This is a genomic window from Mycobacterium sp. SMC-18, assembly GCF_045310895.1.
In the GTDB taxonomy this organism is placed as follows: domain Bacteria; phylum Actinomycetota; class Actinomycetes; order Mycobacteriales; family Mycobacteriaceae; genus Mycobacterium.
The window spans coordinates 31926-57130 of the sequence record NZ_JBJIAL010000030.1 but is presented as its reverse complement, the minus strand read 5'-3'; the positions used below and the strand labels follow the sequence as shown (position 1 = coordinate 57130).

The following is a 25205-nucleotide window of genomic DNA, read 5'->3' as shown; positions in this document are numbered from 1 at the left end:
TTTCCCTTATATCCGCGGGACTGCGACCGGTCTAGCGTCGAATCGGACAGGAGACGCGATGTCCATGTCAACGCACGCTGCACTAACGGCCACGATGATCGGTGCTGCGGCGGGCTGGCTCGCCGGTGCCGGCCCAGCCGCCGCAACCCCTTTCGCGCCGACAGCGCCGTCGCCGCCGCTCGCCCCCGCCGACTGTCAATATTCGATCTTCGGCCACGACTCCGTGATCGAGCAGGACAACGGCATCCAGATCCACGTCGTCTGGGCGGGTAAAGATGGCGGCGGCACCGCCAGCTATAGCTCTCAGGGGTTCGATTGGGCAGGGCCCATCCGAGGCGGAATTGTCAACGGAACCAACAAGCTGGACTTCACGGTGGCCTTCGAACAGACCGCCGGACGCTACGACCGCCCCAATCCTCATTCACCGACGAATCACTACACGGGCACTATCGATTCGAACTCGAGCGCGAGCGGAATCACGGTCAACGACAGCGGCGTCTCCAACCGATGGACCATATCCGACCCAGCGGGCTTCGGATGTGTTCGTCGCTAGCCGGTCCCGCAGGTCTGGCTCAGCGGTGACGGGAAGCGCGGCTTGACACGCACGCCGTCGAGCCAGTCTGTCAGTTCGGATGCCTTGCGCTGCAGCGTTTTCCGTGCTGCGGCTCCGACGTCTTCGACGTATTGCAGCTGCACCCGGCCGTCGACGTCCTGACCCCAGGCGCCGACGACACGGCCGTCCCACCACACTGTGGGACCGGCGTTGCCCGAGCGGTCGAACAACTGGCCCGCGTGCGGGCCGAGATACCAGGAACGCACCTGCCAGCCCATGACGGTCGGGTCCAACCCGGGCAGCAGTGCGCCCCTGGGTGCAACCGGGGGAGTGTCGTCGAGATCGTCGGGTAGGACGAATCCGGCGTCATCGCAACCCTCGAGGGCGACCTGCACCGCGTCGATCGAGCGCAGTCCGTCACGCGCCCACGTCAGTGTGTGACCGAACCACCACTTGATGTCAGTGGCCGTGGCCGGCCCGAACGTGCGGAGCCAGGTCCGCAGCAAGGTGTCGCGTGCCGCATCAGGCTCCATCGCCACGACGGGTTCAGCCAGCCAGTGCGACGCCGCGGCCCACAGCGGCCGCGATGTCGTCCACATGCCGTCGTTGGGGCCGCGCAGGATGTGCCCCTGCGCGGACAGCACCGTCATCACCCGCGGGGCGACGGGAGTGCTTCCGCCCCAGGTCTTTCCGGGCGCCGGATCCCAGCTGCCCGCCAACTCGGGCAGCGCGGCCCGCAGCGCGGCAGTGCCGGCCGTCAAACCCGCTTCCAGGTGCTGACGCACCGCAGCCGATGCCAGCTCGAGCCACGCCGCGCCGTCGGCCGCGATACCGGACTTCTCGATGTCACCGATCAGCCGCTTGCGCTCGGTGGTGGCCACGCGGTCGCTGGCCGCCGCCTGGACCGCAGGCAGGTCCGCGGTGTGCACGACCCACAGCGTCCGGCGCATGGCCATGTGCTTGACCAACTGCCGGTCCCGGTACAACGCCGCATCGAGATCGTCCACGACGAAACCGGGCAGTCGGGCCCACAGGGAGAGGTACGGAGTTGCCGGATCGGTGCCGTGCAGGCCGACCAGCGCCCGGGTCACCTCGGCGGGGCTCGAGGCCGAATCGCTCAGGAAATGGCGTTGCGCCAAGCGTTTGCGGCGCTCGGCGATGGTGAAGGTACGCAAGTCAGCCGTCGTGCATCGAGCGACGGATCTGCTCGAGGCGTTCCGCGGCAGCTTTCTGGCGCGCTTCGTACTGTTCCTCGACCGAACGGCCCTCGGGGGTGTCCGCGGCCAGCTCGGCCGAGCCGATCGCGGTGCCGTACCGGTTCTCGATCTTCTCGCGCACCGACTCGAAGGTCGGGACACCGTCGGGGGTGTAGCCCGGATCGACAGGCGGGGACACCGGCACCGGGGCGGGCGCCGCATCCAATGGCACGATCTCGGCGTCGATGGGCTCGGTTTCGTCGGCCATGGCTTCACCGTACCGCGCCACAAAGTTGGGATCGGTAGCCGCGGCGCCCGCGTGTACTTACCGCACGACGACGCCACTGGGGCGGCGTAACGAAGAAGGGAAACCCTCTGACATGAACATCAATCGCACTCTGGCCGCTGGTATCGGCATGCTGGCCGTGGGCGCCACCCTCATCGGCTGCTCCACCGACAAGGCGGACGGCCCGAAGGCGTCCGGTCCGGGTTCGGTGAGCAACGGCGGCGGCAACACGGTCGTCAAGGTCGAGGGCCAGGACCTGGCCGGCCTGGACCTGAAGTCGGTGACCTGCGTGAAGCAGGGCGGCAGCATCAACATTGCCAGCGCACCCATCGGTGGTGGCGCGCAGGGCCTCGGCGTCGTCATGACGGACGCTTCGCCGCCGAAGGTGCAGTCCCTGGGCCTGGTGGTCGACGGCAACGCGCTCGCGGTGTCGGAGATGGGCGGCATGAAGACCGGCTCGGCTGACGTCAAGGTCGACGGCAGCACGTACACCATCACCGGGCAGGCCGCCGGTGCCGACATGAAGAACCCCATGGCGGGGATGATCTCGAAGAACTTCGAGATCAAGGTGTCCTGCGGCTGACATGCCCGGGGCTGCCCGAGCGGCGGGTGCAGACCATGCATCCGCCGCTCGACCTATGATTCGGCCGTGTCGATCACCGGCGAACTCGCCCGCGCCCGCGCGCTGATGTTCGCCGCCGACGAGCAGACAGCCAAAGAACTGCTGCTGTCGCTGATGCCCGCCATCGAAGCCGCCGACCGCGATGACCAGATGCTCGAGGTCTTCGCCCAACTCGGCGAGATCTATCTGATCCGCAGCGCCCTGGACGGGGTGCGCGAATGCATCCGTCGTATCGACGACTGCCTCGACATCTACGCATCGATCCTGGCCGGCCGCGCGCCGGCCGAGATCGTGGCGCAGATGACCATGACCCCGGAGGACGCGGATCACATGCTCAGCCGCTACCGCCGCCGGGCCACCTTCCTGCGGACCGGCCTGTCCGCCGCGATCGGCGACCACGAAGGGGCGGCCGCGTCCCTGACCGCGCTGGACGGCCCGTCCCCATACTCCGATCTGGACGACGAACACACCTATCTGCTGACCCACGCCCGCATCCTGTGCGCGCTCGCGCTCTGCGACGACGATCTGCACGTCCGTTCGGTGCCGCTGTGGGAGGACGTGCTCGCCGCGATCGCTCCGCCGGCCACCACCCCGGAGCGGGAATACCTCTGGCTCGCCGGGGCGCTCGGCTACGCACGGTTCTGCATCGACACCGGCAAGGTGGACGAGGCGTTGCCGTGGCTGCGCCGCGCCGAGGCCCGGGCGCAGGCTCGGGGCTGGGAATTGGCCGCGGCCCGAGCGAAATTGGAGCGGGCGGCGGTGAGCTGGCTGGCCGGCGACCAGGAGGGTACGGAGGCGCTGCTCACCGCCGCGTATCCGGAGATCGCTCGCCAGGCGCGGGCCCACGAGGTGTCGCGCTGCTGGCTGTACTTCGGACTCACCCGACTGGCCGCCGGTGCCCTGCAGGCCGCCGACGAATGCTGGGGACACGCCGAACGGCACTGGCGCGAGCTGGGCAAGCCGCTGCACGTGCACCGCATCTTGTTGCAACGCAGCTGGATCGCCATCTTCCGGGGCCGCTACGACGACGCCCGGGCTCTGATCGATCAGGCCCGGACCTGCCTGGATTCCTCACCGCGCAGCAGCTGGTTGCAGTACGCCCGGCTGGATGACCAACTCGGCACCGTCTGGCGTGCCGAGGGACTGGCGGATCTCGGCTTCGATGCCGCGGGTGATCCCGCCGACACCTGGGCACAGGCCGAAGCCCGCTACCGCGGTGGGCTCGGGACGTGGTCCACCGAACCCGGCACCGACCAATACCGTTCCGGCATGGACAAACTGGCCGCTGCTGCCGACCTGAAGTTGCCCGCGGCGCTGGCTGTCGACTCGGTGCGCTATTCGATCACCGACGCCGATGCCCGGTCGCGATGGGCTGCCGGGGTGGCGGCACCCCTCCTTGCCGGTGCGTTCGCGGTCGCCTGGGAATCGCAGGATCCGGCGCTGGTCGGCGAACTGATCGAATACCACAGCGCCCGAGGGGCATTCAGCGTCGACGCCGCGACGGGCGCCACGATGGAGTGGGCCCGCGCCACCACGACAGCCGCACCGGTTCTCGACGTCGACGAACTGGCGTCGGTCGCGTCGGGCCCGGTCGCCGTCGGCGCCGCCGGTCTCATTCGGCTCGGGCCGCTGCCGCCGCTGCAGATGGAGCCCGACGGTGCGCCGGTGCTGGCGCGCTACCGCGAGCTGGCCCAGACGCGCTATGGCCGCGCCGTCACCGCGGACCAGGAGGCGTGGTCGACATGCCCGTAACCCAGGACACCGCAACGACGTTGGTGCTCCGCTTCGCCGACATCGGTATCGCGACGTACGTCAGCCTCCGGGTCGTCGGCGCACCGGAGCGGCTGGTCACCTGGGTGGTGGCCGAGGATGTTCTGCTGGCGGTGACCTCCGCACTGGCCGAGGCCTTGCCGGATCCGCTTGACGGGGAACAACTTTCCGAGGCATTGACCCGGTCATTGGTGACCGGTCCGTTCGCTGCTGTGGCACGCGAGCGGGAGCTCGCCCGGCTGCTCGGGGCCCTGCTCCCTGACGAAGCGTGGGATCTGCTGCGGCAGTGCACCGCTGACCCGGAGCTGCCGGTGCTCTTTGTCTCGCCGAGCGCCCGCCTGAGCCGGGTGCCGTGGGGCCTGCTCGCGCAGTCCGGCGGAACTGGCGACGAGCGCCTGATCGAAGTCGCCGACCTCCTGCTGGCGGTGCCGCCCAACATCGCGAACGCGCCACGCAGGCAGCTCCAACCAGCGGACGGGCCGCCGCTGCTGGTGCTGGACCCGAAAGTGCCCGGCCAGCGGCCGGATTCAGCGCTCGGCTCGGTGCTCGGCCGGCCCGCGCCGGACACCGTGCTGGCCCGGCACTTCGGCGAGCGGCCGGCCCTCCCGGCGGTCAGCACCCCCGTGGAGCTCTTCCGCCGCGGCGACGCCGACCGGCACTGGCTGGCGGAGCAGCTGGCGCTGCGCCCGGCACGGCTCGTGTACGTCGGGCATGCCAGTGCCGCTCCCGACCGCGACGGCTCGGCCGACCAGGCGGCGCTGCATCTGGCGGAGCCCGAGCCACTGACGGCCGCCGACATCATGGTGATGGGATTGCCGATCCCGCCCCGGGTCGCGCTGCTGGCCTGCGCATCCGGCGCCGACTACCGGTTCGACGAGGCCACCGGACTGGTCGCGGCGATGATCCTCGGTGGCGCACAGGTGGTCACCGCGACTCTCTGGTCGCTGCCCACCACCGCCGGATACCGGACGGCCACGGCCGGCGCCGCCGACCCGATGGCGGAGGCGATCATCGCCGTCGACGCCGCGCACCAGGCGACGACACCGGCTCGTGCCGTGAACCGCTGGCAACGAGACTGCCTGCAGCGCTGGCGAACCGGAGACGCCACACTCAGCCCCGTGTACTGGGCCGCGCTGATGACCTTCTCCGTCGACGGGGCACGCTGATGACCGTTGGGCCACAACCACGTCGTGCCGTCATTGACGCCGCGTGGCGCGAGATCGGGCCCGGTCTCGAACTGCTGAGCAGTCCCGACGGCGGTCCGCTGAGCCGCGCGGTGAAGCGCATCATCGATCCGTTGGTGCTCCGGCTGCGGGCGCACCCCGAATACTCCGCGCCCGTCGTCGCCGCCGACGTCGCCGACGAGATGCGCCGGGTGATCGTCGACCACGCGGTTCAGTTGCGGGCCGCGGCACAGTGGTTCGCGTTGTTGAAGGCGCAGCGCCGGCGCGACCGGATCACCACCGGCAATGCCCAAGAGCTCTACTTCCCGGTGTGTTTCGAACTGGCCGCGACCAGAGGCGCTCCAGGACAGGATGATTCGCGCATCGTCGTGGAGGCGCTGCGCGACGTGCACGGCGATCGGGACCGCACCGCGGTCGAGCGGCTGCACGAGTACCTCGCCGATCCTGCGGTGCTGGAGACGTTGTCACGTCAGCTCGATGCCGGCTGGGACGATGTCAGGGCGGGTGACGCGCCGTACGAACCGTTTCTCGCCGGCCTGACGACGGTGCTCGGCCCGGACGGTGGTCACAACGCCGATGCTGCGCGGCAACGGGTCTGGACCACGCTGATCGCCGACAGCACCCCGTACAACTTCGGCGCCCGGATGCGGGACGCCGCGCCGGCCGCGCCGTGGTCGGTCGACCAGATCGGTTTGTGCGGTGCCGCACCGCAAGCCAAGCCGACGGTCGCCGGCTCCCGCGCCGCCGAACGTCCCCTCGACCGCAGCATCGTCGACCGGGTCCGGGCGACGCTGCGCCGTGCCCTCGACCGCGACGAGTTGCCCGACCTGCCGACCCTGTGCGCCGAAGAGGCCGACCGTGCGGCCTCGCCGTGGGGGCTACTGGCCGAGGACAACCAGGCCACGCTCGTCGCCGGCATCGAGATCGGGGTGGACCTGGCGCCGCTCGAGGTGAATCACCGGACGCGCTACCACCTTTCGGGCCAGATTCAGGCGCGGCTCCGCAAAGAGGCGTACGTGCTGCACGCCCGTCGCTATTTGACCGACGGCGGACCGGTGCACCCGCGGCAGCAGCAGGTGGTGGACGACCTCGGCGCGTTCGTCCGTCCCTATGTCTCGCGGCTGTGGGCCCGCCTGCACGGACGTGACGTCTGGCAGGAACCCTGTGACGACGCCGGCGAGGTGCGCGGACTGCTGGACGGGGTCGCCCGGTCGGTCAGTCTCGATCATCGCCAGCGCATCAAGGCGATGCTGGAATTGGAGGCGGCAGGATGAAACTCACTGTCGATTCCGGATTGTGGGCTTTGGGATCCGAGGTTGCGGCACCGCCGGAGGTGGCGGTGCTCGAGGTGAGCGGTGCGGTCCTCGCCTGGACGATCCACGATCCGGCGCAGGCGGTCCGGATCACGTTCACCGATCTGTCCGCGGCCGACTGGTTGTGGCGGCTGGTCGGCGAGGCCGGACACGTCGCGGTGGTCGCCGCCGCCGAGACTGCCGACGTGCTGCTGCTACCCGAACCCCTTGCCGCACTTCGCCGTCTGGCCGTCGGGCACTGGCTACGGCGGTGGTGGCCGGCCAGCGCCCGCGACGGCATCAACCCACTGGACCCCGCGGTGCTGGACGCCGAGGTGGCGCTGTCGACGGCGGCGCTGCAGGACTACTTCACCGAGGACACCCTGGATTCGGACATCGCCGGGCTGCTGGCGCCGCACCGACAGGCGTTGGCGAGTACGGCGGCATCCGGGGACCCCCGGATTCTCGGCCTCGTCCGCAGCTGTGTCGACCTCGCCGACGATGCCGGACTGGGGGACTGGTCGGAAGTCCTTGCGGCCCAGGGGCCACCGCGGCAGGACGACTATGCGCTCGCCGCCGGGCAACCCGGTGCCGTCGGCGACGGGGCCATCGCCGACGGCATCGCGTCGGTCTCGTGGACCGCAGTGCCACCGCGGACGTTCGACGCTGCCGAGCACACCATCGACTGGTCCGTGTGGGCCCGTGACGGTGCGGTGGTCGCCGACATCCGCGTGGCCACCATCGGTCCCGCGGACGGCATCCCGGTGCGGCTGGACTCGGGTTCGATCGGCGGCGGCGGCACGCTCGACATCGACGGAAACGCGACCGTGCCGCTGTCGGCCACCGAAAACCAAGCGTGGGGCCACGATTGGACGGACACCGCCGTGACGGTGGGTGCCGGGACCGGCGAGACGGCAGCGGTTCGGGACCGGGTCCGGCGCTACGTGCGGGCCCGGCTGGCGGCGCCCGGTGCCGACGCGTTCCTCGCCGAGATCCTGGCCGCCGAAGCCGACTACTAGGTCACCGGCGAGCGGCTTCGACCGGCATGGCGGGTGCCGTCGCGGCGGGCAAGGGCAGCCGCGGCACGCCCGGTGTCCCGAGCTGGCCGGCCAGCCACGGCAGCGCCGCGCTGAACGCCTGCGCCGCGAACGGCCAGTCGTGCTTGCCCGGCCGTTCGACGACCGCGCACCGGATGCCACGGGTGCTGCCGACGCCGCAGAGCGAGTGCGCCGCAACGGTTTGCGCGGGCAGCGGGCCGCGCGAGAGCTCCGGTCCGTTGATGTCGTACCAGGCCGCGATGTCGTCGTAGGTGTGACGGGACATCACCGTCATGGGGTCCCAGTCGGCGTATTTGGCGGTGCTGCCACCGAACAGTCGTTGCACGGTCTGCGGCCGGTCACCGGCGTTCGGCGCGATGTCCCCGGCGATGTCCTGGAACGCGCTGAACAGATCCGGATGCATCACCGTCAGGTCCACCGCGCAGGTGCCGCCCATGGACCAGCCGACGATGCCGCGGTGCCGGCGGTCGGTGCTCACGCCGTAGTTGGCGGTCATGAATGGCAGCACGTCCTTGATCAGATGGTCGGCGGAGTTGCCGCGCGGCCCGTTGACGCACTCGGTGTCGTTGTTGAAAGAACCGCCGGGGTCGACGAACACCAGCACCGGGGCGTTGCCCTGATGAGCGGCGGCGAAGGCGTCGACCGTCGTGATCGCGTTACCCGCCCGCAGCCAGTCGGCGGGCGTGTTGAATTCGCCGCCGATCATCATCACCATCGGCAGTCGCGGCGGCGGGTTGCTGGCGAACCAGGCCGGCGGCAGGTACACGTATTCGTCGCGGTGCTTGAATCCCGATGCGGCCGAGCCGGTTTGGATCTCCACGACACTGCCCTTGCTCGGTATCTGCCGTGCCTTCTGCATCGCGACCACGGTCTCGGGTCGCGTCTGGTTGGGCAGCGGCGCCGAGTTGACCTGTTCCCACGCGGTGTCGAGATTCGGGAAGTATCCGACCCAGGCGTTGAGCGTCAGCCCCGTGGACAGCACGCACAGCGGTACCGCCAGCATCGCCAGCCCGCGGCGCCACCAGCGGGTGGCCTGCCAGCCGACGATCAGCAGAACCACCGCGGCGCCGGTCACCGCGGTCCAGACCCACAGCCGGGTCGGCGCGGGTTCGTCGGACCAGCCCTGCGATGCCACGATCCAGCGGGCGGTGGCCGTCACCAGCAAGCCGGACGCGGCGGCGACGGGCAGCCAGACGGCGCGCCACCGGCTGTTACGCCAGCCGACCGCGAAGATCAGCACTGTCACCGCGAGGGCCTGGACGGTGCCGGGCAGCCAGCCGTGCGTCAACGAAACATGTTGCTCGCCATAGAGCCCGGCGTTCGTCGCCCCGATCGTCACGACGTCAGGGTGCCGCGCGAAGCTGGGAGGCTCCTGTGCTTACCGCGGCTTCGCGAGCGGGAATGGCAGCGTCTCGCGGATGCTGCGCCCGGTGATCAGCATGACCACGCGGTCGACGCCCATGCCGAGACCGCCGGTCGGCGGCATGGCGTATTCCATCGCCTGCAGGAAGTCCTCGTCCAGCTCCATGGCCTCGGGATCGCCGCCGGAGGCCAGTAGCGACTGTTCCTCGAGCCGCCGGCGCTGTTCCACCGGATCGGTCAGCTCGCTGTAGGCGGTGCCGAGCTCGACACCCCAGGCCACCAGGTCCCACCGTTCGGCAACGCCGGGGATGCTGCGGTGCGGCCGGGTCAGCGGCGACACGGAGGTCGGGAAGTCCTTGTAGAACGTCGGTGCCTCGGTGCGGTCTTCGACGAGGTGCTCGTACAGCTCCAGCACGATCGCGCCGGCGTCCCAGTGGGTCCGGTACGGGATCGTCGCGCCGTCGCACAGCTTGCGCAGCGTCGCCACATCGGTCTCCGGGGTGACGTGCTCGCCCAGCGCCTCGGACACCGCGTCGTGCACCGTCTTGACGGGCCAGTGGCCCGAGATGTCAACGGGCGTAAGGCTGCCGTCGGGTCCGGGGCGCATGACCACCTGCGCGCCGTTGGCGGCCGCCGCGGCGTTCTGGATGATCTCGCGGCAGCCGTCGATCCAGACGTTGTAGTCGGCGTGCGCCTGGTACGCCTCCAGCAGGGTGAACTCGGGGTTGTGGCTGAAGTCCACACCCTCGTTGCGGAACGCGCGGCCCAGCTCGAAGACGCGCTCGACACCGCCCACGCACAGCCGCTTCAGGTACAGCTCGGGCGCGATGCGCAGGTACAGGTCAAGGTCGTAGGCGTTGATGTGGGTCTCGAACGGCCGCGCGTTCGCGCCGCCGTGAATCTGCTGCAGGATGGGGGTCTCGACTTCCAGGAAACCCTTGCCCACCAACGTTTCCCGGATGGCGTGCAGCACCCGGCTGCGCGCGGTGATCAACTCCCGCGACTCGGTGTTGATCGCCAGGTCCAGGTACCTGGTGCGGACGCGGGCCTCGGGGTCGGTCAGGCCCTTCCACTTGTCGGGTAGCGGGCGCAGGCACTTGCCGATCAGGCGCCAGTTGTGCACCAGCACCGACACCGTGCCGTTGCGGCTGGTGCCCATGACGCCGGAGACCTCGATCAGGTCACCCAGGTCGATGGCGCCGGTGAATTCGGCCACGGTACTGCCGGTCAGCAGCGAATTGTCCAGTAGCAGTTGGACTTCGCCGGACCAGTCGCGCAGTTGGGCGAACAGCACGCCGCCGTAGTCGCGCAACCGCAGCACGCGGCCCGCGACGCAGACCGCGGTGTCGGCGGCCGACCCCAGCGCCTCGGCGACCGTGTGGCTGGGCGCCTGTCCCACCGGGTAGGCGTCGATGCCTTCCGCCTGCAACGCCTGCAGCTTGGCCATCCGGACCCGGACCTGGTCGGGCAGGCGCCGGGCCTCGGCGGTGTCGGATGCGCCGGCCGCCAGATCAGCGACATCGGGTGCGCTGCCGTCGGGATGCAGCCGTCCCGAATCGATCAGGTTCTTGGGGGCCGCGGTGTGGTGGCCGGTGTGGGGCTGTTCGTCGCGGCGGGAGAACGGCAGCACGAGGAAGCCCTCGGCGATCACCGACGCGACGCCCACACGCGGGATCAGGCGCGCGTCTTCGTAGCAGGCATAGCGCGGTACCCACTCGGGCAGGTACTTCATGTTGGAGCGGTACAGCGTCTCCAGCTGCCACCACCGCGAGAAGAAGATCAGCAGCGCGCGCCACAGCCGCAGGATCGGGCCCGCGCCCAGCTGCGAACCCTGCTCGAACGCCGAGCGGAACATCGCGAAGTTCAGCGAAATCCGGGTCACGCCAATCTCTTCCGAGCGCTGGCACAACTCGCTGACCATCAACTCGATGGTGCCGTTGGGGGAGGCGGGGGAGCGGCGCATCAGGTCCAGCGACACCCCGTTGTTGCCCCACGGCACCAGCGACAGCATCGCCACCACCTGGCCGTCACCCTGCACGGCCTCCACCAGCAGGCAGTCCCCGTCGGCGGCGTCGCCGAGCCGGCCCAGCGCCATCGAGAAGCCGCGTTCGGTCTCGGTGTCGCGCCAGGCGTCGGCATGCGCGATCACCTGAGCCATCTCGTCGGCGCTGATGTCGCGGTGCCGACGCATCCGTACCGTCAGCCCGGCGCGGCGGGCGCGGGTGACGGCCTGGCGGACGGCCCGCATGTCGGGGCCCGACAGCCGGAAGTTCTGCGGATGCAGGATGGCCTCGTCGCCGAGTTGCAGGGCGTTCAAACCACCCTGACGGTAAGCCTCCGCGCCGGTCGAGCTGGCGCCCATGACGCCCGGTGCCCAACCGTAGGTCTGGCACAGCGCCAGCCACGCGTCGATGGCCGCCGGCCAGGCCCGCGGGTCGCCGACGGGATCACCGCTGGCGAGGCACACGCCCACCTCGACCCGATAGGTGATGGCCGCACGGCCATTGGGTGCGAAGACCACGGCCTTGTCGCGGCGGGTGGCGAAGTAACCCAGCGAGTCGTTCTTGCCCCACAGCTCGAGCAGGCCGCGGATCGCGGACTCGTCCTCGCCGGTGAGGGCGTTCTCGGCGCGCTGGGACTGGAACAGCACGATCGCCGCCACGATCAGCGCCACGGCGCCGAACAGGCCGAACAGCGCGTTGAGGAACGCGTGCGGATGGCCGCCCTCGAACGCCTCCTTGCCGACCGCGGCGAAACCGCTGACCCGGTTCACCGCGTACGCCAGTCGGTAGTCGGGGTCCAGCGGCGGCCGGCCGGGGAACATCTCCAGCAGTCCCCAGGCCGCCAGGATGCCGACAGCCATGCCGGCGACCAGGGTCAGGGCCGCCTTGAGCAGCGCCCCGCGGCGGACCTTGGCCCAGAACTGATTCCGCGACAGCAGCAGGACGACGATGACGCCGATGTGGAACACGAGACCCAGCGCCTCGCCGAAGTCCTCCACGAAGGTCAGGTCGCCGTCGGGGAAGTTGTCGGACAGCAGTCCGTAGACGTTCCAGCCGATGTGGCCGACCATGTAGATCAGCAGGACCCACCAGGCGATCCGCTTACGTGCGGCGAGTGCCGCGGCCAGCAGGATCAGCACGAACGACCAGGCGAAGCTGGTGTCCGGGAAGTTGAACAGGTAGTCGTTGACGAACTCGCGGGGGATGTGGATCATCCACCGGATCAGCGGCGACAGACTGGCGAACAGCGACAGCGTCGCGACGACACCGACGGCCCAGCCGGCCGCGGCCGGAACCCACCCCAATGTCGTCGGGCGCTGCTGCTGTCTGCTCGGCGTCAACGTCATAAGTTCGGACAATATGCGGTGAAACCGGGAAGTGTCTGCAGGGCCCCTGAGCTACCAGACCGGGCCGGTGTACTTCTCGCCCGGACCGTGGCCGGGCTCGTCGGGCGCCGCGCTCGCCTCCCGGAACGCCAGCTGCAGGCTCTTGAGGCCGTCCCGGACCGGGCCGGCGTGCAGTCCCAGATACTCGGCCGAGGCCTGCACCAGGCCGGCCAGCGCGGTGATCAGGCGCCGGGCCTCGTCGAGGTCGCGGTGCGGGCTCTCGTCGGGGTCGGCGTCGGCCAGCCCGAGCTTCTCGGCGGCCGCGCTCATGAGCATGACGGCGGCGCGGGTGATCACCTCGACGGCGGGGATCTCGGCCAGCTCCCGTACCTGGGCTTCGTCGGCGTCACGCATTATGTTCGGGTCGGTCATGACTGCTAGAGTGTCATGCGCGACCGTCCTGGCTTACGTCAGGACAGCAAGTGGAGTCCCACCTCCCACCGTCGGCCTCACGGCTTGGCGGTCCGGTCACAGGCACATTGTGCCTGTTCTGCGTTGTGCGCAGGCGGCGTGAGCCGTGATCGGTCGGCAATGGGCCCTGCTATGTGCAGGGCTTTTCTGTTCATGCGAACAGATGGCTGAGCCGGGTGTGACCTCTACTGAACAAGTAATGGAACAACCCGGGAGGCCCCATCAGCACTGAGACACGCGTCAACGAGCGCATTCGAGTACCTGAAGTTCGGTTGATCGGACCGAACGGCGAGCAGGTAGGGATCGTGCGCATCGAAGATGCCCTCCGCGTCGCCCAGGACGCCGATCTCGACCTTGTCGAAGTTGCGCCAGGCGCAAAGCCGCCGGTCTGCAAGATCATGGACTACGGCAAGTACAAGTACGAGACGGCTCAGAAGGCACGTGAGTCTCGCAAGAACCAGCAGCAGACCGTCGTCAAGGAACAGAAGCTGCGTCCCAAGATCGACGACCACGACTACGAGACCAAGAAGGGTCACGTCGTCCGCTTCCTCGAAGCAGGGTCGAAGGTCAAGGTGACCATCATGTTCCGCGGACGTGAGCAGTCGCGGCCCGAACTGGGCTACCGACTCCTGCAGCGGCTGGGCGCCGACGTCGCCGAATACGGCTTCATCGAGACGTCCGCCAAGCAGGACGGCCGCAACATGACGATGGTGCTGGCTCCGCACCGCGGCGCGAAGACTCGCGCCAAGGCGGCGCACGACGCCGACGCGCCGGCCGGACGGCCGGCCCCCGCGGCACCTGAATCTGACGCAACCGCGTAACAGCAGTCGCGATTGCCCGCAGCGGTTCCAGCCGCCGCGAGCAACCGCATGGAAAGAAACTGAGGACACATGCCCAAGGCCAAGACCCACAGTGGCGCATCGAAGCGGTTCCGCAAGACCGGAACCGGCAAGATCGTGCGCCAGAAGGCCAACCGCCGCCACCTGATGGAGCACAAGGCCACCAAGCGCACCCGTCGTCTCGACGGTCGCGCCGTGGTTGCTGCCAACGACACCGCGCGTGTCGCCAAGATGCTGGCCGGCTAGTACCGCCCGCTCCCCTCTGAACACCGAAGGATAGGAAATCTCATGGCACGCGTGAAGCGCGCACTGAACGCTCAGAAGAAGCGGCGCACAGTACTGAAGGCCTCGAAGGGTTACCGCGGGCAGCGCTCGCGGCTCTACCGCAAGGCCAAGGAGCAGCAGCTCCACTCGTTGACCTACGCCTACCGCGACCGTCGTGCCCGCAAGGGTGACTTCCGGAAGCTGTGGATCACGCGTATCAACGCCGCCGCTCGCGAGAACGGCGTCACCTACAACCGCCTGATCCAGGGCTTGAAGCTGGCCGGCGTCGAGGTCGACCGTAAGAACCTGTCGGAGATCGCGATCAGCGACCCCGCCGCGTTCACCGCGCTGGTTGAGGTGGCCAAGGCCGCTCTGCCCGCCGACGTCAACGCCCCGTCCGGAGAGGCTGCCTGAGTCTGACTACAGACTCAGCGCTCACCGAGCGATCTGCCCGGGTGGTCGCTGCGGCCAAGCTGCAGCGCCACGTCGGGCGCAAACGCGCCGGGCGCTTCCTTGCCGAGGGACCCAACCTCGTCGAGGCGGCGCTTCGGCGCGGTCTTGTTTCCGAGGTCTTCGCGACCGCGGCCGCGCTGGAACGCTTCGGCGCGCTGCTCGACGGCGCCCCGGTCTCGGTGATCACCGACAAGGCTGCAAAGGCGTTGTCGGAGACCGTCACTCCCGTCGGGCTCATCGCGGTGTGCGCGCTGCCTTCGGTGACGCTCGACGATGTGCTGGCGTCCGGGCCGCGCTTGTTGGCGGTGCCGGTCGGCATGTCGGAGCCCGGCAACGCCGGCACCCTGATCCGCATCGCCGACGCCATGGGTGCCGACGCCGTGGTGTTCGCCGGACACAGCGTCGACCCCTACAACGGGAAATGCCTGCGGTCCTCGGCGGGCAGTATCTTCTCGCTGCCGGTCGTGGTGGATCCCGATGCGGCCGCGGTGGTTTCAGCGATTCGGGCCGGCGGCATCGAGGTGCTCGCGACGGCGCTGGACGCCTCCGTCGACATCCGCTCCGCCGACCTGTCGGCACGTACCGCGTGGCTGTTCGGACCCGAGGCGCACGGCCTGCCCGACGAGGTCATGGCGCTGGCATCGCAGCGGGTGCACATCCCGATGCGGGGGAGCGCCGAGAGCCTCAACGTGGCAGCCGCAGCGTCGATCTGCCTGTACGAGAGCTCCCGGGCCCACTCCTGATCCGGCCTCAGGCGAGCAGCCCCTTGGCGACGTGCGTGATCTGCACCTCGTTGCTGCCGGCGTAGATCATCAGCGACTTGGCGTCACGCGCCAGCTGCTCGACGCGGTACTCGGTCATGTAGCCGTTGCCACCGAACAACTGGATCGCGTCCATCGCGACGTCGGTGGCGGCCTGCGAGCAGTACCACTTCATCGCCGACGCCTCGGCCAGCGGAATCTGGCGGCCGGCCTGGCCGGACTCGATGACGCGGAACAGCATGTTGCGCACGTTCATTCGCGCCACCTCCATGCTGGCCAGCTTGAGCTGGATCAGCTGGAACTGCCCGATCTCCTTGCCCCACAACGTGCGGGTCTTGGCGTAGTCGATGCACAGCCGCAGACATTCCTCGATGATGCCCAGCGACATGGACACCACGCCGACGCGTTCGGCCGAGAAGCTCGACCGGGCGCTGTCGCGGCCGTCGCCGGCCTTGTTCTCCTCGGTCTCGCCGAGCAGCCGGTCGCGGCCCAGCCGCACGTTGTTGAAGAACAGCTCGCCGGTACGCGAGGAGTGAATACCCATCTTGCGGAACGGCTTCGACTGGACGAAGCCCTCCATGCCGCGGTCGAGCACGAAGGTCAGTACCTTGCGGTCGCGCTTGTCGGCCCCGTCACCCTCGTCCAGCTTGGCGTAGACGACGACGACGTCGGCGTCGGGACCGTTGGTGATGAAGGTCTTCTGGCCGTTGAGGATGTAGTCGTCGCCGTCACGCACGACGTAGGACTTCATGCCACCGAAAGCATCTGAGCCCGAATCGGGTTCGGTGATGGCCCAGGCGCCGACCTTCTCGTAGGTCACCAGTCCGGGCAGCCAACGCTCCTGCTGGGCCAACGTGCCGCGGCTCTGGATGGTGGGCACCGTCAGACCCAGGCTGACGCCCACGCCCGTCACCAGACCCGAACTGACCCGGCACAATTCGCTGATCAGCACCATGCCCATGCCGGCCTGGTCGGGTCCGCCGCCGAACATCCCGCCGGACGCCCGGGGCTTGCCGTCCGAGGCCTCACCGGACCGCAGCCGGGACAGCCGTCGCTCCAGCGCCTCCCGTGCCATGACGTCGATTCCGAAGGTGGCGAACAGTTTTCGGATGATCGGGTAGGGCTCCATGTCGCCGCCCTCGAGTTCGTCGAGGTGCGGCCGGATTTCCTTGTCCACGAACTCGCGAACGGCGTCGCGCACGGCAATATCGACGTCGGACCAATCAAGCATCTATTCAGGCAGCCTTTCCGGACACTGAACGGTTCCGCGCGGGACGCAGACCGGCCAACGAGAACGTGGTGTGCACCAGTGACCCGGCGCGCTCCATCAACGACTTGTGACGTGGGACATAATGCATCGGCAGGCCCCAGCGGTCTTTCGGCGGGGCCATGAATCCCGGCGCCTCGACCAGTGGCGCGTCGGCCGGCACGCGCCCGGCGGCCCGGCGATACGCCGCCAATGCTCTTGGGTGCAAACGGATTTCATCGGGGACGGCGAGGAAGGCGAGCTCGACGGCCTTGCCCAGCAGCCGCAGCACCACTTCATCGCCGGGTGTCCAGCGCATGCCGGCCCGTTCCCGGACGGCGGGGTCGAACACACCGGCCGCAACCCAGCGCTGCCCGGCCACGAGAGGCCTGAACATCTGGTCCCACACCGGGGTGGGCATCAGCACGAACCACGGCTTGGGGATTCGGATGGTGAAGATGTCGAGCGTGGCCCGGTTGATCTCCAGCTCTTCGGAACACTTGTGTTCCCAATAGGTTTGGAAGTCCTCCCAGGTCTCCGGGACCGGCCGCATGCTCATGCCGTACATGCGGTACCACTGCACGTGCTCGTCGAACAGCTGGCGTTTCTCGGCCTCGGTCAACCCGCCGCAGAAGTACTCGGCGGTCTTGAGGATCAGCATGAAGAACGTCGCGTGCGCCCAGTAGAACGTCTCGGGATTGAGCGCGTGGTAGCGGCGGCCGTCGTGGTCGACGCCCTTGATGGTCTCGTGATAGCCGCGGATCTGGGCGCCCGTGTCGGCGGCGCGGTCACCGTCGTAGACCACTCCCATGATCGGGTACACCGAGCGCGCGACCCGCTGCAACGGCTCCCGCAGCAGGATCGAATGATCCTCCACGCCGGCCCCCAGTTCGGGATACATATTCTGGATCGCGCCGATCCACACGCCGAGGATGCCGGTGCGCAAGTCGCCGAAGTACTTCCAGGTCAGCGAATCCGGCCCGAGGGGTTCGGCGGCGGGTGTCGTCCGTGGGGTCATGGTGTCCTCGCTCAACGTTGATACCGAGGGTTCTGTGTCGCCACGATAATCGTGACAACGTATGTTGTCCACGATTTGACGATGGTGTTGCCGGGACCGTTACAGAGCGTCCATCGGGTCGCCATAACTCAGTGACCAGCCAGTTTTCCGACGCGCGGCCACGGTCGTTGCCGGTGCCGCGGGCCGCCACCTAGGGTGGCGTCGTGGAAGTCGAATCGTTCGAAGAACGATCCGACGGTGTGGGAGAGATCGGCCCGGCGTCACACGCGGGGCCAGGATCAAGTGGACCGTTGGGGTGGTTGCAGAACACCAATCACAGTCCGGCTGTAATCGGATTCATCAGGCGGGCACGTCGTGCCCTGCCCGGCGACCCCGATTTCGGTGATCCGCTGTCGGTGGCCGGTGTCGGTGGCCCCAGCGCCGCGGCCCGCGCCGCCGATCGGCTTCTGCCACGCGGCGGGGCGTCCCACGAGGTGAGTCTCGCCGGCCTGCAGGTGTGGCAGGCCCTGACCGAACGTGTGTCGGGCCGGCCCGCGAACCCCGAGGTGACCATCGTCTTCACCGATCTCGTCGGCTTCTCCAAATGGTCGCTGAGCGTCGGCGACGAGACCACGCTCCGGCTGCTGCGTCGCGTGGCCCAGGTGTTCGAACCGCCGCTGCTGGAATCGGGCGGCCACATCGTCAAACGCATGGGCGACGGGTCCATGGCCGTGTTCAGCAATCCGGTGACCGCGCTGCGGTCGGTCATCCGCGCGCTCGATGCCCTGAAGGAAGTCGAGATCGACGGCTATCACCCCAAGATGCGGGCCGGCATTCACACCGGGCGGCCGCAGCGCATCGGGTCGGACCTGCTCGGTGTCGACGTCAACATCGCGGCGCGCGTCATGGAGCGGGCCACCAAGGGCGGGCTGATCATCTCGCAGTCCACGCTCGACCGGATCGACCAGCAGTACCTGGACGCCCTCGGCGTGACGCCCAAGAAGGTGCGCAAGCAGCTGTTCGGCCCGAAGACATCGGGCGTGCCCGAGGACCTCGCGATGTACTGGATCAGGCCGCGCAAGGACGCCGGAACCGAACCCGATGACGGGGAGCTCGCCGAAGCCTAGGGTCTGCCGGTCCCGGCGAGTGCGGTGGGCGCGACGCTCGTCGCTATGATCTCCGGGTGGCTGAGCAGGGTGAAGAACTATCGGAAGCAGCATTGACCGCGGCGGTCGAGGCCGCTCGTCTCGCCTTCGACCAGGCCGCTGACCTGGACGCTCTGGCTCGCGCCAAGACCGAGCACCTCGGCGACAAATCGCCCATCGCGCTGGCCCGTCAGGCACTGGGCAGTTTGGCCAAGGAGGACCGGGCCGACGCCGGCAAGCGCGTCAACGTCGCGCGCAGCGCCGCGCAGCAGGCGTACGACGACCGCATCGTGGTGCTGCGCGCCGAGCGCGATGCCGCCGCCCTGGTGGCCGAGCGCATCGACGTGACGCTGCCGACGACGCGGCAGCCCATCGGTGCCCGGCACCCCATCACGATCCTGGCCGAGAACGTCGCCGACACCTTCGTGGCGATGGGCTGGGAACTGGCCGAAGGTCCCGAGGTCGAGACCGAACAGTTCAACTTCGACGCGCTGAACTTCCCGCCGGACCACCCCGCGCGCAGCGAGCAGGACACCTTCCACATCGCGCCCGACGGCTCGCGACAGGTGCTGCGCACCCACACGTCGCCGGTGCAGATCCGGGCCCTGCTGGAACGCGAACTGCCCGTCTACATCGTGTCGATCGGCCGCACCTTCCGCACCGACGAACTCGACGCCACCCACACCCCGGTGTTCCACCAGGTCGAGGGGCTGGCCGTCGACAAGGGCCTGACCATGGCCAACCTGCGCGGGACCCTGGATGCCCTCGCGCGCGCCCAGTTCGGCCCCGAGGGCCGCACCCGGTTCCGTCCGCACTTCTTCCCGTTCACCGAGCCGTCGGCCGAGGTCGACGTCTGGTTCCCGGACAAGAAGGGCGGCCCCGGTTGGGTGGAGTGGGGCGGCTGCGGCATGGTCAACCCGAACGTGCTGCGGGCCTGCGGCATCGACCCCGACGAATACTCCGGATTCGCCTTCGGCATGGGATTGGAGCGAACCCTGCAGTTCCGCAACGGAATTCCCGACATGCGCGACATGGTGGAGGGCGACGTGCGCTTCTCCCTGCCGTTCGGGGTGGGTGCCTGATGCGTATTCCCTACAGCTGGCTGCGGGAAGCGGTCCAGGCCGGGGCTCCCGGCTGGGACGTGTCGCCGGAGGAACTGGAACAGGCCTTCATCCGGATCGGCCACGAGGTCGAGGACGTCATCGCCGCCGGGCCGGTCACCGGTCCGCTGACGGTCGGCCGCGTCGTCGAGATCGAGGAACTGACCGAGTTCAAGAAGCCCATCCGCGCCTGCAAGGTCGACGTGGGTGAAGCCGAGCCGCGCGACATCGTCTGCGGGGCACGGAACTTCGCTGTCGGCGACCTCGTGGTCGCGGCGCTCCCGGGCACCGTGCTGCCCGGTGACTTCAAGATCGCCACGCGCAAGACCTACGGCCGGGTGTCCGACGGCATGATCTGCTCGGCGGCCGAATTGAACTTCGGCTCCGACCATTCCGGCATCATCGTGCTGCCCCCGGGCACCGCCGAGCCCGGTGCGTCGGGCGCCGAGGTGCTGGGGCTGGACGACGTGGTGTTCGACCTCGCCATCACCCCGGACCGCGGCTACTGCCTCTCCATCCGCGGCATGGCACGCGAGATCGCCTGCGCCTTCGACCTGGATTTCGTCGACCCCGCCGACGTGCCGCCCCTGCCCGCCGAGGGCGAGGCCTGGCCGCTGACGGTCCAGCCGGGCACCGGCGTGCAGCGTTTCGGGCTGCGTCCGGTCGTCGGCATCGACCCGGCCGCGGTGTCGCCGTGGTGGCTGCAGCGCCGCCTGCTGCTGTCCGGCATCCGCGCCATCTCACCGGCCGTCGACGTCACCAACTACGTGATGCTCGAGCTCGGCCACCCGATGCACGCCCACGATCGCAAGCTGATCACCGGTGGCTTCGACGTGCGCTTCGCGAAGCCGGGGGAGACCGTCGTCACCCTCGATGATGTCGAGCGCAAACTGGATCCGGGCGACGTGCTGATCGTCGACGACGTGGCCACCGCGGCCATCGGCGGCGTGATGGGCGCCGGTACCACCGAGGTCCGCGACACCACCACCGACGTGCTGCTGGAAGCGGCGGTCTGGGACCCGGCCGCGGTGTCGCGCACCCAGCGCCGCCTGCACCTCGTGAGCGAGGCCAGCCGCCGCTACGAGCGCAGCGTCGACCCGGCGATCTCCCGCGCCGCGCTGGACCGTTGCGCCGCGCTGCTGGCCGAGATCGCCGGTGGCACCGTCGAACCCACGCTCACCGACTGGCGTGCCGAGCACACCGCGCCGGACTGGTCGCAGCCGCCGGTGACCATCTCCGTCGACCTGCCCGACCGCGTCGCCGGCGTCAGCTACCCGGACGGCACCACGGCCCGCCGCCTCATGCAGATCGGCGCGCACGTCACGGTGTCCGGCGCGACCGCCACCGTCGTGCCGCCGAGCTGGCGGCCCGATATGAAGCAGCCCGCCGATCTGGTCGAGGAGGTGCTGCGGCTCGAAGGGCTCGATGCCATCCCGTCGGTGCTGCCGCAGGCGCCCGCCGGCCGCGGTCTGACGGCGGCGCAGCAGCGCCGTCGTGCCATCGGTAAGTCGTTGGCGCTGGGCGGTTTCGTCGAGGTGTTGCCGACACCGTTCCTGCCCGCCGGCGTGCTGGACGCCTGGGGCCTGCCGGCCGACGACCCGCGCCGCGCCACCATCTCGGTGCTCAACCCGCTCGAGGCCGACCGGCCCGCGCTGGCCACCACGCTGCTGCCCGGCCTGCTGGAGGCGTTGGTACGCAACGTGTCTCGCGGTGCGGCCGACGTCGCCCTGTTCGGTATCGAGCAGGTCGTCCAGGCCACGCCGCACACCAAGGCGCTCGCGCCCATCCCGGTGGACCGGCGTCCGACCGACGCCGAACTGGCCGCGATCGACGAGGCGCTGCCGTACCAGCCGCTGCACGTCGCCGCCGTCCTGACGGGCCTGCGTGAGCCGGCGGGCCCGTGGGGCCCGGGTCGTGCGGTCGAGGCCACCGACGCCCTGGAGACCGTGCAGATCATCGCCCGGGCCTGCGGCGTCGACGTGACGCTGCGCGCGGCACAGGAACTGCCGTGGCACCCGGGACGCTGCGCCGAGGTGCTCGTCGGTGACACCGTTGTCGGCTACGCCGGCCAGTTGCACCCGGCCGTCATCGAGCGCACCGGCCTGCCGAAGGGCACGTGCGCCGTCGAGCTGAACCTGGATGCCATCCCGGTCGTCGAGCGCGCCATCGTGCCGTCGGTGTCGCCGTACCCGGCGGTCTTCCAGGACGTCAGCCTGATCGTCGCCGACGATGTGGCCGCCCAGGCCGTGGTCGACGTCGTGCGTGAAGGCGCCGGCGACCTGCTGGAGGACGCACGGCTGTTCGACGTCTACACCGGCCCGCAGATCGGGGAGGGTCGCAAGTCCCTGACCCTGGCCCTGCGGTTCCGGGCGCCCGACCGGACGCTCACCGAGGACGAGGCCAGCGCGGCCCGCGACGCCGCGGTGGCCCTGGCCACCGAGCGCCTCGGCGCCGAGCACCGCCGCTAGTTCAACTTCCCGCGAGCGGGCGTGTTTGTACGCAGACACGCCGCCTGCGGCGTGCATTTTGGGGCCGCTCGCCGGAGCTGCGTGCGCATCGTAGGCATCGGTCAGATCATTGTTGTTGGCCCAACACGGTGTGCAGTTGATTGCGGTTGGTGATGCCGAGCTTGGGGAACATCTTGTAAAGGTGGGCCGCAACGGTTCGGTGTGAAACGTAGATGCGGTCGGCGATCTCCCTGTTGGTCAGCCCTGCGGCGGCCAACTGAGCGATCTGAAGTTCTTGGGAGGTCAGGTCGGAAGCCGGGCCCTGACGCGGAGTCCCGGCAGGGGTGGCCACGCCTGCCGCACGCAGCTCGGCGGCGGCCCGATCGACGAACGGTGCCGCGCCGGCGGCGTCGAATACGGCCAGCGCCGACGACAGATGGGTGCGCGCCTCGGTGATCCGGCGCTGTCTGCGCAGCCATTGCCCATATGCCAGATGCGTTCGGGCCGTTTCGAGTTCGGCGTCCGCGTCATCTCCGGCGGCCAGAGCTGCCAGAAAATGGTCCTGTGCCGCATCATCGGTCTGGGCCAACAGCGCGTGTGCCCGATGCGCGAGCATCAACTCCAGGCCGGTCCCCAGCTGTCGCGCCTGATCCTCGATCTCCGCGAGCAGCGGTCGCACCAGTTCGGCTCGGTCGCTGCCGGCCGCGGCCTCGGCGAGATCGGCGACGGCCCACCGCTGGGATGTCCTGTGGCCGGTCATTTTCAGCAGGTGTCCCAATGCCTCGGCCGGATCGGCGGTAAACAGTGACAACAGGCCCGCTGCCCAGTGCGCGTCGTCATGCCACAGGATCGCGGGATCGGGAGCCAGCAGTCGACGCGCGGTGGCTATGGTCTCGTGGGCCTGGTCGAACCGGCCCTGCCATACCTGCACCCGGGCCAGGGTGGCCGCCGCCGAGGCCGCGGTCATCGGTAGCTTGATGTCCCGGGCCAGCCGCAGCGCATTCTCGGCCGCGATGGCCGCGGCCTGGATTCGGCCCTCTTGCAACAGCAGGTGCGACGCGCCGCGCTGACTCTCGCATTCGTCGGCGGCTGACCCTGAGGTCCTGGACCTGCTCTGGACCAGCTTCCAGCACTGCATGGCATGCGTGCGGTCGGCGACCGCCTCGGCGGCGAACCCGAGCGCCATCAACAGCAAGGGGTCGTCGGCAACCTCGTTTACGAACCGGGGCAGACGGGTGCGTAGGGCCTGACCCGCGCCGGTGTCGTCCAGCAACGCCATTGCCATGCATACCGCCGGATCGTCCGCGCCGCGATCGAGGCGGCTGATGGCCGCGACGATGTCGCGACGGGGCTCCTCGGCGAGGCCGTGCATGCGGCACTCGATGGCTGCAGCCCACAGCAACCGACGCTGTGCGGCGTCGCCGTCCGTGAACTTGCCGGCGAGCGCCACGAGTTCGGTCGCCGACTGGCCCGATAGCGCAGCGGTCGCATTGAGGACGAATCGGGTGATGGCCAATTGCTCTGCGCTGCAATGCTTGGCACCGAGATTCTCGGCTTCGCCGAGAATGCTGATGGACTCGGCGGTCAGTCCGGAGCTGCGGGCGATCTCGGCCGCTTCGGTCAACCGGCGCACCCGAGAAGACGGTTCTGGGGACAGCACGGCCGCCCGGCGCAGGGCCGCGGCGGATTCGGCGCCGGCGCCGCGCGCATGGGCGTGCCGCGCGGCGCCTTCCAAAGCTGTGGCAACTTGCTCATCGGTGCCGAATGTGGCTTCCGCGCGGTGCCATGCCGCGCGGACCAGGTCCACCGTCGCGTCGGCGAGTGCCCGGTGGACGACTGTCCTCGTGGACAGCGGAGCTGCGCCATAGACCGTCGATCGGATCAACGGATGGCGGACGTGGATCCGGTCGCCGCCCGCCCTGATCAGGCCCGCCCGCTCCAGCGGGGCCAATTCATCGGTGAGTACCAGGCCGAGAAGATCAGCTGCGACGTCGATGTCACGTAGCTGGCCATCACTGGCCGAGATCAATAGCAGCAGCAGGCGGCCGTTGTCGGTCAGGTCGTCGAGCTGGGACAGGAAAGCTCGTTCGACCCGGCGGGTCGTGGGCAGCGGCTCACCGGAGAAGGTGGCGCTGCTGCCGCGCTCGCTCAGGGCGCCGGACAGTTCGATGACTGCCAGCGGGTTGCCGCCTGCCTGCTCGAGTACCCGTTGCTGGAGCAGGGCGTCTGCGTCCTGGGCGGTGGTGCTCAACAGTTGACGGGCATGTTCGGGAGCCAAGGGACCCAATGACAATCGAGGCAGACCGTCCAGATATGCGGTGGCGCCATCGAGCCCCGTACGTTCGGCGCACAACATCATCAGCGGTGCATTACTGAGCCGGCGCGCCACGAACGCCAGAACCTCCAGCGAAGACTGGTCCAGCCACTGGACGTCATCGATGATCAGGACGATTCGGCGTCGGCTCGCCGATTCTTCGAGGAGTCCGAGTACCGCCAGGCTGACCATCAGCCGATCTGGCGTCGGGCCTTCGGCCAGGCCAAAAGCGGTCAGCAGGGCCGTGCGCTGGCGGGGTGGTAATGCCGGGGTGTGGTCGAGCACCGGGTGGATGAGTTCGTGGATGCCGGCGAAACCCACTTCGCTCTGGCTCTGCAGGCCCGAACAGCCCAGCCTGCTGTAGCCGTTGGCCACCGCCCAGTCGGCGATCGCCGATAGCAACGTGGACTTGCCGATACCGGCCTCACCGTCGACGACAAGCGCTGCGCCACTTGTGGAGATCGCGGCGAGCGTGTCGGTGACGCTTGACAACTCGGTTGACCGACCGATTATCACC

At 69.2% G+C, this 25205-nt stretch carries 21 protein-coding genes; 13 read left to right on the top strand and 8 right to left on the bottom strand.

Annotated elements, in window-relative coordinates:
• Nucleotides 1-58: 58 nt before the first annotated feature.
• Nucleotides 59-553, top strand: coding sequence for a hypothetical protein (locus ACJH6J_RS21990; RefSeq protein WP_212814083.1), 495 nt, complete (start codon nucleotides 59-61; stop codon nucleotides 551-553).
• Here ACJH6J_RS21990 and ACJH6J_RS21985 read toward each other — a convergent pair.
• Both ACJH6J_RS21985 and ACJH6J_RS21980 read right to left on the bottom strand, forming a co-directional pair.
• Complete coding sequence (locus ACJH6J_RS21985) at nucleotides 550-1728, bottom strand: winged helix DNA-binding domain-containing protein (RefSeq protein ID WP_212814085.1); 1179 nt, start codon at nucleotides 1726-1728, stop codon at nucleotides 550-552. The genes ACJH6J_RS21990 and ACJH6J_RS21985 overlap by 4 nt on opposite strands.
• A gap of 1 nt (nucleotide 1729) precedes the next feature.
• Nucleotides 1730-2017, bottom strand: a complete 288-nt coding sequence (locus ACJH6J_RS21980; protein WP_212814087.1) for a hypothetical protein — start codon at nucleotides 2015-2017, stop codon at nucleotides 1730-1732.
• Nucleotides 2018-2129: 112 nt separating this feature from the next.
• On the opposite strand from ACJH6J_RS21980, the gene ACJH6J_RS21975 reads away from it, so the two are divergent.
• The 5 genes from ACJH6J_RS21975 to ACJH6J_RS21955 all read left to right on the top strand — a co-directional run bounded on the left by ACJH6J_RS21975 (nucleotide 2130) and on the right by ACJH6J_RS21955 (nucleotide 7922).
• On the top strand, nucleotides 2130-2618 hold the full coding sequence (locus tag ACJH6J_RS21975; protein ID WP_371824553.1) for a lipoprotein LpqH: 489 nt from the start codon (nucleotides 2130-2132) through the stop codon (nucleotides 2616-2618).
• A gap of 66 nt (nucleotides 2619-2684) precedes the next feature.
• On the top strand, nucleotides 2685-4409 hold the full coding sequence (locus ACJH6J_RS21970) for a hypothetical protein (RefSeq protein ID WP_212814089.1): 1725 nt from the start codon (nucleotides 2685-2687) through the stop codon (nucleotides 4407-4409).
• Nucleotides 4391-5593 carry a CHAT domain-containing protein gene (locus ACJH6J_RS21965; protein ID WP_371824552.1) on the top strand — a complete coding sequence of 401 codons (1203 nt, stop codon included), beginning with the start codon at nucleotides 4391-4393 and terminating at the stop codon, nucleotides 5591-5593. The genes ACJH6J_RS21970 and ACJH6J_RS21965 overlap by 19 nt, the downstream gene beginning before the upstream one ends.
• The gene (locus ACJH6J_RS21960) at nucleotides 5593-6885 is read left to right on the top strand and encodes a hypothetical protein (protein WP_212814095.1); all 1293 of its coding nucleotides are present in this window, start codon (nucleotides 5593-5595) and stop codon (nucleotides 6883-6885) included. The genes ACJH6J_RS21965 and ACJH6J_RS21960 overlap by 1 nt, the downstream gene beginning before the upstream one ends.
• Nucleotides 6882-7922: a hypothetical protein gene (locus tag ACJH6J_RS21955; protein WP_212814098.1), complete on the top strand. Its 1041-nt coding sequence runs from the start codon at nucleotides 6882-6884 to the stop codon at nucleotides 7920-7922. The genes ACJH6J_RS21960 and ACJH6J_RS21955 overlap by 4 nt, the downstream gene beginning before the upstream one ends.
• Before the next feature lies 1 nt (nucleotide 7923).
• On the opposite strand, the gene ACJH6J_RS21950 is transcribed toward ACJH6J_RS21955, so the two are convergent.
• Genes ACJH6J_RS21950 through ACJH6J_RS21940 form a run of 3 tightly spaced genes read right to left on the bottom strand, consistent with a single transcriptional unit; the run spans nucleotide 7924 to nucleotide 13083 of the window.
• Nucleotides 7924-9300: an alpha/beta hydrolase-fold protein gene (locus tag ACJH6J_RS21950; protein WP_212814100.1), complete on the bottom strand. Its 1377-nt coding sequence runs from the start codon at nucleotides 9298-9300 to the stop codon at nucleotides 7924-7926.
• Nucleotides 9301-9339: 39 nt separating this feature from the next.
• Complete coding sequence (gene lysX, locus ACJH6J_RS21945) at nucleotides 9340-12672, bottom strand: bifunctional lysylphosphatidylglycerol synthetase/lysine--tRNA ligase LysX (RefSeq protein WP_212814103.1); 3333 nt, start codon at nucleotides 12670-12672, stop codon at nucleotides 9340-9342.
• A gap of 51 nt (nucleotides 12673-12723) precedes the next feature.
• Complete coding sequence (locus ACJH6J_RS21940) at nucleotides 12724-13083, bottom strand: DUF1844 domain-containing protein (RefSeq protein ID WP_212814105.1); 360 nt, start codon at nucleotides 13081-13083, stop codon at nucleotides 12724-12726.
• A 260-nt stretch (nucleotides 13084-13343) separates the two neighbouring features.
• Here ACJH6J_RS21940 and infC point away from each other — a divergent pair, with 260 nt between their 5' ends.
• From infC to ACJH6J_RS21920, 4 genes are all read left to right on the top strand, one after another.
• Nucleotides 13344-13943, top strand: a complete 600-nt coding sequence (infC, locus tag ACJH6J_RS21935; RefSeq protein ID WP_082981636.1) for a translation initiation factor IF-3 — start codon at nucleotides 13344-13346, stop codon at nucleotides 13941-13943.
• Nucleotides 13944-14012: 69 nt separating this feature from the next.
• Complete coding sequence (rpmI, locus tag ACJH6J_RS21930; protein WP_020103309.1) at nucleotides 14013-14207, top strand: 50S ribosomal protein L35; 195 nt, start codon at nucleotides 14013-14015, stop codon at nucleotides 14205-14207.
• Between the two features lie 42 nt (nucleotides 14208-14249).
• Nucleotides 14250-14639, top strand: a complete 390-nt coding sequence (rplT, locus tag ACJH6J_RS21925) for a 50S ribosomal protein L20 (RefSeq protein ID WP_029121325.1) — start codon at nucleotides 14250-14252, stop codon at nucleotides 14637-14639.
• A gap of 41 nt (nucleotides 14640-14680) precedes the next feature.
• Nucleotides 14681-15421, top strand: coding sequence for an RNA methyltransferase (locus tag ACJH6J_RS21920; protein WP_212814108.1), 741 nt, complete (start codon nucleotides 14681-14683; stop codon nucleotides 15419-15421).
• Between the two features lie 7 nt (nucleotides 15422-15428).
• Here the strand turns inward: ACJH6J_RS21920 and ACJH6J_RS21915 are convergent, their stop codons facing one another.
• A complete protein-coding gene (locus tag ACJH6J_RS21915; RefSeq protein ID WP_212814110.1) occupies nucleotides 15429-16670 on the bottom strand; it encodes an acyl-CoA dehydrogenase family protein in 1242 nt (413 codons plus the stop codon).
• A gap of 4 nt (nucleotides 16671-16674) precedes the next feature.
• Nucleotides 16675-17703: an oxygenase MpaB family protein gene (locus ACJH6J_RS21910; protein ID WP_212814112.1), complete on the bottom strand. Its 1029-nt coding sequence runs from the start codon at nucleotides 17701-17703 to the stop codon at nucleotides 16675-16677.
• Between the two features lie 203 nt (nucleotides 17704-17906).
• Between ACJH6J_RS21910 and ACJH6J_RS21905 the strand changes: the two genes are divergently transcribed.
• From ACJH6J_RS21905 to pheT, 3 genes are read left to right on the top strand one after another with little or no spacing between them, the layout of a single operon-like run.
• Nucleotides 17907-18809 (top strand): adenylate/guanylate cyclase domain-containing protein, encoded by a 903-nt coding sequence (locus ACJH6J_RS21905; RefSeq protein ID WP_212814114.1) that lies wholly within the window; start codon nucleotides 17907-17909, stop codon nucleotides 18807-18809.
• A gap of 56 nt (nucleotides 18810-18865) precedes the next feature.
• Nucleotides 18866-19909 (top strand): phenylalanine--tRNA ligase subunit alpha, encoded by a 1044-nt coding sequence (gene pheS, locus ACJH6J_RS21900; protein ID WP_212814116.1) that lies wholly within the window; start codon nucleotides 18866-18868, stop codon nucleotides 19907-19909.
• A complete protein-coding gene (pheT, locus tag ACJH6J_RS21895; protein WP_406802541.1) occupies nucleotides 19909-22395 on the top strand; it encodes a phenylalanine--tRNA ligase subunit beta in 2487 nt (828 codons plus the stop codon). The genes pheS and pheT overlap by 1 nt, the downstream gene beginning before the upstream one ends.
• Before the next feature lie 106 nt (nucleotides 22396-22501).
• On the opposite strand, the gene ACJH6J_RS21890 is transcribed toward pheT, so the two are convergent.
• Nucleotides 22502-25204: an AAA family ATPase gene (locus tag ACJH6J_RS21890; protein WP_346415125.1), complete on the bottom strand. Its 2703-nt coding sequence runs from the start codon at nucleotides 25202-25204 to the stop codon at nucleotides 22502-22504.
• Nucleotide 25205 lies beyond the last annotated feature (1 nt).